Genomic DNA, 12,175 nt, shown 5'->3' with positions numbered 1-12,175 from the left:
CCTAGACAATCAAATAGGAATGCAATGACTGTATCGTGCGAACGACAGACACCGGAAGGGCATAGCCAGACAAGCGAACTTCAGGCGGGATCTACGATCCGGAGCCGGTGGGCCATTGCGGCCGCGGCGCCGCGGCTGGGGACGGAGAGCTTGCTCAAGATGTTGGAGACATGAACGCTCGCCGTTTTCGAGGAAATGAACAGATGGACGGCGATCTCGCGATTGCTCTGTCCCGCGGCGAGAAGCCGGAGCACCTCGAATTCCCGATCCGTCAGGCCGAGGGGTGCCTTCGGCATGCCACCCTCCTTCCCGTTTCCAAGATCAATGCGGGCCTTTTCGGCGAGGGTCTCGATCTGATTGCCCAGGAGGGAAGCGCCGGTCGAATGGGCAAGGTCTGCGCCTCGTCGGAAATGGCCCGCACCCTTCGCGCGCTGGCCGGCATTCACCGCAGCACAACCGGCCTGCATAAGAGCATATGCCTGCCGAAAGGGCCGGCTCAAATCAGCCCAGCTTTTGGCAACCGCTTCCCACGCCTCGAGGTCGGAACCCGTCGAGCGCGACATCTCGGCCAGGATGCCCAGCAGCTCGGCTTCCTCCACCACATTGCGGCACGAGGACCGAGCGGCAAGGTCGGCAAACCGCCGCGCCACATCTTTCTGGTTCGTATCAACGGCAACGCGCATCGCCGAGGCCAGGAGTGGCCAAGAGACGCGTCCTTGTTTTTCGCAATGGGTCAAGACGGATCTTGCCAGGGTCGCAGACTGATCCATGTCACCCGCCAGCGCGCGGCTTTCGATGTCAAATCTCAACAGATTGGCCGCCATGCGGCTCGCAACCTGAGGGCCGGGTGGCAGACTGCGCAAGGATCTCGCCGCAACGGCAATTCGATCCGAATTCCCCAATACCAAGGCGATCTCCGCCTGGCATTCGAAAACATGAACGAGCCCGAGCGGCAGCGGATCCAATGCCGCCATCCGCTCGCATGTCTCAATGGCTTCGGAAACGCGGCCCAAGGCGAGGAGAGCGCGGCATAAAGGCGAACCGATTATCGCCCCGATATAGCGCGCCTGGCCGAACTCGACCGTCCGCGCAAAGATCGCCGGTCCGATTTCGGCGACCTGAGGATATTTTCCGGTCTCAAGCAGGGCTCGAAGCAATGCGGCGCCCGCCAGCACCTCGACTCGTCCGATGGAGGCCTGCCTGGCGCGGTCAATGACGCTCCAGAGGCTATCGATGTGGTAACTGCCCGATGCCATCTCCAAAGACTCGGCGACGATCAGTGCCTCTATCCGGTACTCCTCGTCATCGAGCCTTTCAGACAGGTCCTTCAGTTCGTCGCCCAAGCGGCTGGCGCGATCAAACTCTCCCCTTAATATCAGTGCGCGGGAAAACTGTCCCAGTCCGTCCGCGCGCAGCCTTGTGGAATCGGGCGCATGATCGAGCGCGCGCTCCAGGTCGGCGATCTCGCCTGGGATAAGCGCGTGTTGACGCATCACCGCGCGCTGCAGAAGAAGTGCTGCCAGTTGCTCCTTGTTGCGACCGACGTCCACTTCGGCGAGTGCGCGTTCGACAAAAGCCAACCCCTGTTCCGCCTCCGCTGCCCAGCAGGCCGCATCGGCAGCGAGTTCCAACACCTTGCAGTGATCCGCGCCGATCACTACAATCGCATCATCGACCTCGGGCCATACTGCCAGCACGAGCTTCAGCATTTCCATCTGGTCTGCATAGGCGAAAGTAGCCGCGGCCTCAGTGGCGGATTGCCGGGCCCATCGCAGGCAATTCTCGGCTTGGCCGGCGCCGTACCAGTGGCGCGCGAGCGCTACGGAATGCCAAACCCGGTAGCTTGGAACCGGTCCGCGTTCGAGCACGTCCGCATAGGCGCGATGGATGGCCACCTTTTCGCCGGCGATCAGGTCACGCCGCACCGCTTCGTGGATCAGTGCGTGGCGGAACGCATATCCATCATGATCAGGCACCAGGATCCCAGCCAAAATCGCTGGACGCAGCCATTCCGCTAATTCAAGATCGGCCTTGTTCGCGACGCTGCGAAGAAGCGCATGAGTGATATGCGGGCCGCCGAGCGCCATCACCTTCAAAAGCTCGGCCGTCGACGCCGGCATGTCCCTGACGGCTCTCAGCAGGTAGTCGTTGAGCGAACCAGGAAAATCTCTGCGCAAGCCTCCGCTCGCATCGATGAGTGCCTCCGTGAAAAGCGGGATTCCGCAGCACCGCGCATGGACCTCGTTGATCAGCGCAGGTGTTGGGGGGCGTCCCAGCAGCCCCTCGAGCTGCACGGCGACCTCCGCGCGCTGAAGGCGGGGAAGCGTCAACACCTCGGCACCCTCGGAAAGTGAGAGGTCCGCGATGGTCGTCCGCAGGGCGTTGGTGGCGCTGGTCTCCTCGGGTCGATAGGTGACGATCAGCATCAGCCGAATTTTCTTCAGCCGTGTCGCGAGGAAACGAAGCAGATCGCAAGTTGCCTGGTCGGCCCAGTGAATGTCCTCGAAGACCACCACGAGCGGTGTCTCCCGTGCCAGCTCCTCTAACAGCTTTCGCATCACCTCGAACAGCCGCGCTCTTGCGATGCCCGCATCAAATCTTTCGGAGCTCTCGCCGAGTTCGGGAAGAAGCCAGGCCAGTTCTCGCGCACCCTCGGCGCCGACAAAGGATTTGACTGCCGGCGCGCCGCGCAGCTGAACAAGTTCATGCAGAACAGCCGTTACCGGCGCGTAGGGCAATGCCGATTCCCGCTGCTCAATGCACCCGCCTTTCAAAATCAGGGCGCGGCCGGACAGTCGGTTGGCAAACTCTTCAACCAGCCGCGTTTTGCCGCCGCCTGCTTCTGCCCCGACAAGAAGGGAACGTTGCCGCCCGCCGGACACATCTCGGAAAGCGGACTCCATCGAATCGAGTTCTACTGCACGGCCTGAAAACCGAGACCTTCTGAGGGATGTCGACACAAGATGCTCCGAAACCTGAAGTTCGAGATTAGCAGAGATGAAAACATAGTCATCCCGACGGTGCAGAGTAGCGATGCGGAGATCCCAAGTGCCGGCGATGTTCAGCCCCCCGGAACCTTGACCTGGATCCGACTGGATCACCTGATGCTGCCAAAGTGGATTTTAGGCCCCGTCATACTCAAAATGCCCGATGCGACACCACCCGCCTTAGCCACAGGGTGGGGAATATGCGGACGTCGAGTGGCGTTCGCGTGGAAGCCTGCGGATACGAAGGCCTGCGACTTTCGCCGCTTCACCCAAGCCAATAAAGGATGCCGCCAAGTGACTGAACGTATGATCAAGTTTGACGGCGTCGAGATTGCCACTCAGGCTTTCGGCAATCCGGCGCATGAGCCGATCCTGCTCATCATGGGCGCCATGGCTTCAATGTTGTGGTGGCCGGACGGATTCTGCCAAAAGCTTGCTAATCACGAGTTCTATGTCATCCGCTACGATAATCGAGACACCGGCCGCTCGACGATCTACCCGCCGGGGGAGCCGCCCTATGCAATGGACGACATGGCCGAGGACGCCATAAGGGTACTTGATGGCTACGGCATCGACCGCGCCAATCTGATTGGAATGTCGTTGGGTGGCACGATCGCCCAGATCGCCGCACTGTCAAATCCGAAGCGCGTCAAGACACTAACGCTGATCTCCACCACGCCGGTGGGCGTTGATACCAGTGCTCTACCCCACACCACAAACGCCTACATGGAGCACGCAGCGACGGGTGAGCACGTCGATTGGACAGACAATGCCCAAGTGATCGAATTCCTCCTTAAGGATACCCAGATGATCGCCGGTTCGGTGCACCCTTACGACGAACGGCAGGCGCGCACCTTTGTTGAACGCGACGTCAAACGGGCCAAAAACTTCGTCAGTGCTACCAATCATTTCATGCTGAAGGGCGGCCAGGCCTTAAGGGGCAAGTTGGGTGAACTTGCCGCGCCCCTCCTTGTCATACACGGAACCGCTGATCCGATTTACCCCTTTGAGCACGGTGAATTGCTGACACGAACCGTCAAGGGAGCGAAGCTCATTCGGCTCGAGGGCGGTGGCCACGAAATTCATCTCCAGGATTGGCAGGAGATCACTTCTGCTATCGAAGCTCATTGCGGTCGGTAGCTTGTGGCGTCAAAAAGCAGGCAGGGCGTGCCGAACAACAGCTACGCCCTTCCGTACATCCGGCTCGCGCGCAGTAGGCGTTGCGAGTAGGGGTGTTCGACCGCACCTCTTCGGAGTGCGCCGACATCGACCTGTTCGACGATCTCGCCCGCTTCCATGATGGCGACGCGGCTGCACATATGCGAGACGACGGCGAGATCATGGCTGACGAGCAGATAGGTCAGACCGCGATTGGTGCGCAGATCCTGGAGGAGATTGAGGATTTCGGCCTGAACGGACACATCGAGCGCCGATGTCGGTTCGTCGAGAAGCAGAACGTCCGGATCCAGCATCAGCGCGCGGGCGATCGCCACGCGCTGCCGCTGGCCCCCAGACAGCTGGTGCGGAAATCTGTAGCTCAGCGCCGGGTCGAGGCCGACCGATCTGAGGACCGCGTTCATGTCGACAGAGTTCGTATCCAGCCCCTGGTTGCGCAACGGTTCCTTCAGCTGCGAGCGAATGGTCTTGCGGGGGTGAAGTGATCCGTAGGGGTCCTGGAACACCATCTGCACCCGGCGGAAGAAAGGTCGGCTGCGCTGTTGACTTAACGGCTCGCCGTGGAGCTCGATCCGGCCGTCATAGTTGGCGTTGAGGCCGGAAAGCGCCCTCAGGACAGTAGACTTCCCGCAGCCGGACTCGCCAACCAGGCCGAAAGCAGTTCCTTTTTCGATGGCGAAGCTCACGTCTCGGACGACAGGCCGCTGCCCGGGCCCGAAACGGACCGTAAGATTGTCGATTTTAATCACCGCGGCGGCTCCAATGCGAATTCTTCAAGCCAGGCCGGATCACGTTTCAGGATCGGCAGACGGGAAGGCGGATCTTCGATCGTCGGCAAGGATGCCAGCAACCCTTGCGTATAGGGATGTCGGGCCTTGTCGAGATCGCGCGCCTCGAGCACTTCCACGACCCGCCCCGCATACATGATGAGGACGCGATCGCAGAAATTCCGGATGAGATTGAGATCATGACTGATGAAGATCAGCCCGAGATTGCGGCGCAGGACGAGCTCGTCGAGCAGGGCCAGGATCTCGAGCCTCACCGTCACATCGAGCGCTGACGTCGGTTCGTCTGCGATCAGCACTTCGGGTTCGGCAATCAGCATCATGGCGATCATCGCCCGCTGGCCCATCCCACCCGAGATTTCGTGCGGATAAAGGCGGGCCACACGCTCCGGATCGCGGATCTGGACGGCCTCCAGCATATCGAGCGCCTGCTTCCAGGTCTTTGCCCTGCTCGTCCTCGGATGATGGAAGCGGTAGGTCTCGGCGATCTGTTCGCCGATTCGCATGACGGGATTGAGCGAATATTTCGGATCCTGCAGGATCAGGCCGATCCGCCGGCCCCTTATCGTCATCATCGTTTTTTCGTTCGCCTTGAGCAGATCGACGTCGCGAAAGCGCATCCGCCCGGCATTGACGATGGCCGTCGGTGGCAGCAGCTTCATGATCGCGCGGCCAACGGTCGACTTTCCCGACCCGGATTCGCCGACGATCCCGAGCTTTTCCTGTCCAAGGGAAAAGCTCACGCCGCGCACGGCCCGCACCTGTCCGCCGCCAAAGGCGATTTCGAGATTTTGAATATCGATCAAGGGCTCTGTCATTCTGAACCTCGAGGATCGAGAACATCGCGAAGCGCATCGCCGACGAGGTTGAAGGCGAGGCTGACGAGCGCAATGGCAATGCCGGGTGCTGCGATGACCCAGGGGCTGTCGAGCATGAATTCACGTCCGCTGGCGGCCATCGATCCCCATTCCGGCCATGGCGGCTGAGCGCCGAGGCCGAGGAAGCCGAGACCGGCGGCAGTGATGATGATGCCGGCCATGTTGAGGGTGACGCGGACGATCACCGAGGGAATGCACATCGGCAGGATGTGGCGAGTGATAATCGCGAGTGATGTCGCGCCCTGCAGGCGTACGGCGGCGATGTAATCCGCCTTGCGGAGGCTGAGCGTCTCTGCGCGCGCAAGGCGCGCGATCGGCGGCCAGGCCGTCAGTGAAATCGCGATGATCGCATTGGTGATGCCTGGACCGAGCGCTGCGGCAAAACCCAGCGCCAGCACGAGGCCGGGGAAGGAGAGAAAAATATCGGTGACGCGCATCAGGATTTCATCGACGATGCCGCCGAAATAACCCGAGACGGTGCCGATCAGCAGGCCGAGCGGGGCGACAATGACCGTGACGAGCATGATGATGTAGAGCGTCGTGCGGGCACCATAGATCACCCGTGAAAAGACGTCGCGGCCGAAATTGTCGGTGCCGAGCCAATGGCTCGCCGATGGCGCGGCAAGCCGCCCGGCCATGTCCTGAACGATCGGATCATAGCTCGTCAGCACGGGTGCGGCCAGCGCCACCACGATCAGCAGCAGGATGATGGCCAGTCCCGCCAGACCAAGCGGATGCAGGCTGAATTTCCGCCAGCCCTGATGAATTTGCTGCGCCGATGACTGGAACCAGCCTCGGGGCTCCGGTGCGAGCAGCCAGTTGCGAAGGCCGCCGGTGTTGACGCTGTCTGCGTGCTCAGAGGAGATCGTCATGGCTCACCGTGTCCTCGGATCAAGAATGCGATAAAGGAAGTCCGACAGGATGTTGATCGTCAGGAAGACGGCGCCGATCGTCAGCACCGAACCCATGACCACGTTCATGTCGTTCATCTGCAGCCCCCGGGTCAGGTACTGGCCGAGCCCCGGCCACCCGAAGACGGTCTCGATAAGCACCGCGCCTTCGAGCAGCCCGCCGAAGGTCAGCGCCATGATGGTCAGAAGCTGCACGCGGATGTTCTTGAAGGCATGGCGCCAGACCACCTTGCGGGTGCCGAGCCCCTTGGCCCGCGCGGTGATGATGTATTCCTGGCTCAGTTGCTCCAGCATGAAGCTCCGCGACATGCGGCTGATATAGGCGACGGAATAGTAGCCGAGGATTGCCGCCGGCAGGATGATGTGGCCAAGGGCGTTGTAAAACACGTCCCATTGGCCCTGAATCGCCGCGTCGATCAGGAGAAAGCCCGTCATCGGCGTGACGAGGCCCTCGTAGAAGACATCGATCCGGCCTGAGGCGCCGACGAGCTTCAGCTTCGCATAAAAGACGAAGAGCGCCATCAGTCCGGTCCAGAAGATCGGGATGGAGTGGCCGGCAAGGGCGACGATCCGCGCGATGTGGTCGATAATGGTTCCGCGCCTGACCGCAGCGGTGATCCCTAAGGGAATGCCGACGATCGCCCCGATGATCATGGCGATTATCGCAAGTTCGATCGTCGCGGGAAAGATCGTCAGGAGATCGGTGAGGATCGGCTGGCCCGTCGTCGCCGACATGCCGAGATCGCCTGTGGCGATCTTGCCGACGTAGGAGAGGAACTGCATCCAGATCGGCTGCCCAAGACCCAGCTCGTTATAGACGCGATCGTAAACCTCCTTGCTGACTTCCGCCCCGGTGATGGCGAGCACCGGGTCGGCGGGCAGCAGGCGGCCCATCGAGAAGGTCAGGAAGAGCAGGCCGAGCAGCGTCGTCACGACTGCCACGACACGTCCCGCCAGGCGCCGCAGCAGGCTCAGTGCCGGGTGAGGGGCCGCCTCGGCGAACCCGCCCGCCGGGGAGGGCAGTCTGCTCCCCCCCTTCGATGTCATATCGGCGCTCGCCACGGCGTTCTACTCCTTGGTCACGTCATGCCAGCGCGTCGACCATGTCGTATGCCCGTGATAGCCCTTGACGTTGGCGCGCATGACATAGGGGTCGGTTCGCTGGAAGAAGATGACCAGCGGCGAAGCCATGCCGGCATAGATGCCGTCCATCTTCTTGAAGATGTCGGTGCGTTTTTCCGTGTCGCGCTCCTTCATCGATTGGTCGATGAGCGTGTTGAGCTCGTCCACCTTCATGCCCGTGCGCCAGAGGTAATAGCTGCCGAGGCGGGCCTCGTCGCTATTGTCGGGGTTGAAGGCATATTGCGTGGCGACCGCGAAGGGATCGGGCAAGCGGGCGCCGGAATTGCCGAGCAGCACTTCGAATTTGCGTTCGCGGAAGGCGGGCGTGAACTCGCCGGGCACGAGCTCGAGATCGAGGCCGGCGGCGCGCGCACTCGCCTGCAGCGCTTCGGCGAAGGGCAGGGTCGGGGCTCCCGACGGATTGAGCACCTTCTTCAAGCCATTGGGATATCCGGCTTCCGCCAGCAGCTGCTTGGCCTTGGCGGGATCGTAATCGTAGCGGACCGCCGCCTCATCGGGAGCGCCGATCATGCCGCGCGGGATCATCGACTGCCAGGGAAAGCCCGTATGGCGCATGATATTGCCGGAGATCGCTTTCCAGTCGAATGCATGCTGGAAGGCCTCGCGAACCTTTGGCTTCTGCAGATCCGGGTCTTTCTGATTGAGGGCGATATAGTAGAAGCCGAGACCCGGGACATTCTCGATGACCATGTCCTTCTTGGTGGCGAGCGCATCGAGGTCGCCGCTTGCAACATACTGGCCGACATCGACGTCGCCGGCTTCGAGCTGCAGCCGGAGATTGCCGGATTCAGGGATGTGACGAGCGACAACGCGCGCCATGGCCGGCTTGCCGTCCCAATATTTCGGCTGCGCATTGAAGATCGCGACATCGTTCGGCCGCCACTGCGCCAGGCTGAATGGGCCGCTGCCGGCGGAATTGGCGGAAAGCCAGGCGCCGCCGAAATCGCCGTTTGCCTCGTGCGACAGCACCGTCTTCTTGTCGACGATGCCGATCGACGAGCCCGCCAGCGAATAGAGCACCAGATCGGTATTGACCGCTTGCGGCAGCTCGATCTCGAGCGTGTGTTCGTCTTTTGCGCGAACGAGCTTTTCGACGTTTTCAGGTGTGAAGCCCCAGAGCGCGATGTCCGTGGAGCCGACCTGGCCCATCTTGATGACGCGCTGGATCGACCAGGCAGCATCTTCGGCGGTCACCTTGTTGCCACTCTGGAAGACCGCGTCGTCGCGTAATGTCAGCGTGATGATCATGCCATCCGCCGAGACGCTCCATTGCGTCGCGAGCATTGGCTTCAGCGTTTTAAGATCGTCCGGCGACAACTGCACGAGGTTGTCGTAGAGATTCGAGATCAGCTCCGAAACCGTGCGGGCATTGTTCTGGGCCGGATCGAGCGTCCTTATGCCGGTGAGATTGGTGCCGATCACCAGCATGTTGGGCGGCGACGCCGCGAAGCTGGGCTGCGCCGTCGTCAGGGCGCCGGCAATTGCGATCGTTGTCAGTACTTGTCTCAGCATCTCAAGACCTCCCAATCCTGTTGTTTGTGGATAGTGTCGAAATCAGCCGGCCGCCTTTACGGGCGGCTGGTCTGAATGAGTTTGAATGTCGCCTTCGGCCTCCCAGCCTTGAAGCAGCCGACGAAGCTCCTCGCGGTCATGCTGGTCGAGCTGCGGCAATCCCGGCACACGCACGGGACCGACGTCGAGACCGGAATAGGTGACGGCTTCCTTGACGACGGTCACGTTCGCACCATTGCGGAATTTGGTTCGCATCCGCTCGAATGGCTCGAGCTTGTTGACGATCGCCCTGGCGGCGGCAAAATCGCCTTTTTCAAGCGCAGCGTGGACCCCAAGCGAGAGCTTCGGCGCGACATTGACGAGGCCGGATGTGAAGCCGCGCGCACCCGCTGCCGTAAATGTCGGCGCCCAGCTCTCCGCCAGGCCGCAGACGAACAGCGCGCCGCCGGGGCTCGCCGCCGGGATCGCCCTCGACAACAACATCAGATCGGTCGTGGCGAATTTGATGCCGGCAATATTGCCGTGATTTGCGAGGCGGACGATATCAGCGACGGCGAAGCCATCCGCCCTGACATAGGCGATGAGCGGCAGGGCGGAAGCATCCGCAAGATTGCAGAAATAGTCGATCTGGGCTGCAGGTGCTGCGAAGGGATCGACGGGTTGATGCGACATGACGGCGGACGCGCCGATCGCCGCCGCATCTTTCGCCATCCCGATCGCCTCGCGCAGCGACCGGCCGATCGCCGCCGTCACCGGCGCCTTGCCGTTAACGCCTGAAACCGCCGCCTCGTGGACGATCCTAATCTCCTGCGGCGTCAGAGCATAGAATTCCCCGGTATTGCCGGCAGCGACGATGTTGTGAATACCCGCTGCCGCTACCCGCTCATAGACCTTCGCCGTGATCCGGGGTTCGACTTCACCCTGGCTGTCATAGGCGGTGACCGGAACACCCGATACGCCTGTAAGCGCCTTGCGCATGGTTGCGATGCTCATCTTTCTCCCCCGTTATCTTTCCATCAATCCGCCGTCACCCGGAGGGTGATCGGCACGTTGTCATCCGACGGGATGCTCCCCGAAGCGGAAGGGCGGCAGGCCCTCTGCATCCACGTCGAAGGCGATCACCGTCCCCGTCTCGAAACGCCCGCTGCGATCCGTCGACAGGCTCGTGACGAAGAGGGTGCGCAGATCCGGCCCTCCGAAACACGGCATCGTCGGTGCGGGGACCGGCAGAATGTAGATTTCGACGACTTCGCCTTCGGGCGATATTCGGTTGAGGCGACCGGCGGAAACGCCGGCACTCCAGTAGAACCCGTCACGATCGGTTGTCGCTCCGTCCGGCCGACCCTCGTCTTCAGTGAAGCTGCGGAGCCGGCGCCCATCGCCGAGGTCGCCCGTATCAGGATCGAAGTCGAATGCCTGCAGGAAGCATTGCCGGCTGTCGGAATGATACATCCGCCGGCCATCCGGCGACCAGGCAAGGCCGTTGGAGCTCGTCAGGTTCGTGGCCACGGTCCGCGTGCTGCCGTCGGCGCTCACGCGGAAAAGTGCGGCCTCATCGATCTGCGGCTTGGATTCACTGATCGAGCCGATCCAGAAGTGCCTGTCGGGACCGACCTTTCCATCGTTGAGGCGGCAGTTGATGTCGCGTCCGACCGGATCGCACAGAAATTCCAAATCTCCTGAGACGGGATCGAAAAGATGGACGCCCGTCTGAAGCGCCACGACGATCCTGTGATCGCGGCAAAGCCCGAGGGCGCCGATTGCAGCCGGCATGTCGAAGCGGTCGATCTTTCCAGAAGCCGAGAGCTGGACGAGTGCCGGCGCCAGAATATCGACGAACCACAAAGTGCCGGTCCCTTCGTCCCATACCGGTGATTCACCGACCGTCAGCGGCTGCTGGAACACCGGACGGACGTCCGGGCGGATGATCCGAGGCGCAGTCATTCGACCGTCTCCAGGCTCTTGGCCAGGCCCTCGGCATCGCGCATGCGGATGGTACCGTCGTGATTGATCTCACAGAACCCGCCACCCTGGAACGCCAGCGCGACCGGCCCCTCGGATCCCTCTTCGATGCGGGCGTGATCACGCGGCCGGTCCTGTGGCTGGTAGCCCAATCGTGCCGCCAGATCGTTCTCCCACCACATCTCCTCGGTGTCAGAAACGCCGTAGACCACTGTTGCTGCGATCAACGGGTGCGAAAGGCCGATCCTGACCAATTGCGCCAGGTCTCGCGCGCTGATCCAGATCGCAACCGATCGTTCGCTGTTGGGATAGGTGCCCGCATTGCCGATGCGGATGGAAAGAGAGCGAATGCCCGACGTGTCGTAGTAGAGCCCCGCCACAAGTTCGCCCCAGCATTTGGAAAGTCCGTATGGGCTGTCGGGGCGCATCGGGTCGAGCGGCGACACCAGCTGGCCGCGCGGATAAAAGCCCGTGGCATGATTGCTCGATGCATAGACGACCCGCTGGACCTTGTTGATCCGCGCGGCTTCGTAGAGATTGTATGTTCCAAGCACGTTCGCGTGCAGAATGGCATTCATGTCCGTGCCGCTTGCGATACCCGCAAGATGGACGACGCCATCGATATCCTTCAGCGCAGCCGTCGCCTCGTCGAGCTTTGTAAGGTCGGCCTTGACGAAATTCTCGTTTTCGCCAAGCCCGTCAGGTTCCTGGAGATCGATCAGGCTGAGGTGCTCGACATGCGACCGAAGAAGCGGGCGCAGTAGCGTCCCTACACGTCCGGCAGCACCCGTCATAGCGACCCGTTTCATCGTCTCTCCTCC

The 12,175-nt window shown here is 61.7% G+C and carries 10 protein-coding genes; 1 reads left to right on the top strand and 9 read right to left on the bottom strand.

What is annotated here, in order from left to right; all coding sequences use genetic code 11:
* Positions 1-80 precede the first annotated feature (80 nt).
* Positions 81-2,960 carry an AAA family ATPase gene (locus tag G9X67_RS30980; protein WP_171600583.1) on the bottom strand — a complete coding sequence of 960 codons (2,880 nt, stop codon included), beginning with the start codon at positions 2,958-2,960 and terminating at the stop codon, positions 81-83.
* 321 nt (positions 2,961-3,281) lie between these two features.
* Between G9X67_RS30980 and G9X67_RS30975 the strand changes: the two genes are divergently transcribed.
* The gene (locus G9X67_RS30975) at positions 3,282-4,127 is read left to right on the top strand and encodes an alpha/beta fold hydrolase (RefSeq protein WP_171600420.1); all 846 of its coding nucleotides are present in this window, start codon (positions 3,282-3,284) and stop codon (positions 4,125-4,127) included.
* Between the two features lie 41 nt (positions 4,128-4,168).
* On the opposite strand, the gene G9X67_RS30970 is transcribed toward G9X67_RS30975, so the two are convergent.
* The 8 genes from G9X67_RS30970 to G9X67_RS30935 are packed head-to-tail and all read right to left on the bottom strand — an operon-like array spanning position 4,169 to position 12,163.
* Entirely contained in the window at positions 4,169-4,912 is a 744-nt protein-coding gene (locus G9X67_RS30970; RefSeq protein ID WP_138388842.1) for an ABC transporter ATP-binding protein, read from the bottom strand.
* Entirely contained in the window at positions 4,909-5,766 is an 858-nt protein-coding gene (locus G9X67_RS30965; protein WP_138388843.1) for an ABC transporter ATP-binding protein, read from the bottom strand. The genes G9X67_RS30970 and G9X67_RS30965 overlap by 4 nt, the downstream gene beginning before the upstream one ends.
* Positions 5,763-6,698: an ABC transporter permease gene (locus G9X67_RS30960; RefSeq protein ID WP_138388844.1), complete on the bottom strand. Its 936-nt coding sequence runs from the start codon at positions 6,696-6,698 to the stop codon at positions 5,763-5,765. The genes G9X67_RS30965 and G9X67_RS30960 overlap by 4 nt, the downstream gene beginning before the upstream one ends.
* 3 nt (positions 6,699-6,701) lie before the next feature.
* Positions 6,702-7,799 (bottom strand): ABC transporter permease subunit, encoded by a 1,098-nt coding sequence (locus G9X67_RS30955; protein WP_171600419.1) that lies wholly within the window; start codon positions 7,797-7,799, stop codon positions 6,702-6,704.
* A gap of 6 nt (positions 7,800-7,805) precedes the next feature.
* Positions 7,806-9,392 (bottom strand): ABC transporter substrate-binding protein, encoded by a 1,587-nt coding sequence (locus G9X67_RS30950; RefSeq protein WP_138388846.1) that lies wholly within the window; start codon positions 9,390-9,392, stop codon positions 7,806-7,808.
* A gap of 42 nt (positions 9,393-9,434) precedes the next feature.
* Entirely contained in the window at positions 9,435-10,385 is a 951-nt protein-coding gene (locus G9X67_RS30945) for a dihydrodipicolinate synthase family protein (RefSeq protein ID WP_171600418.1), read from the bottom strand.
* Positions 10,386-10,445: 60 nt separating this feature from the next.
* Positions 10,446-11,336, bottom strand: coding sequence for an SMP-30/gluconolactonase/LRE family protein (locus G9X67_RS30940; RefSeq protein WP_171600417.1), 891 nt, complete (start codon positions 11,334-11,336; stop codon positions 10,446-10,448).
* Positions 11,333-12,163 (bottom strand): NAD(P)-dependent oxidoreductase, encoded by an 831-nt coding sequence (locus G9X67_RS30935; protein ID WP_138388849.1) that lies wholly within the window; start codon positions 12,161-12,163, stop codon positions 11,333-11,335. Before G9X67_RS30935 ends, G9X67_RS30940 begins: the two co-directional genes overlap by 4 nt.
* Positions 12,164-12,175: the final 12 nt, after the last annotated feature.

Source organism: Rhizobium sp. WYCCWR 11152, from assembly GCF_013087615.1.
GTDB lineage: Bacteria > Pseudomonadota > Alphaproteobacteria > Rhizobiales > Rhizobiaceae > Rhizobium > Rhizobium indicum.
The sequence above is the reverse complement of the archived record's forward strand: the minus strand, read 5'-3'. Positions and strand labels throughout refer to the sequence as shown.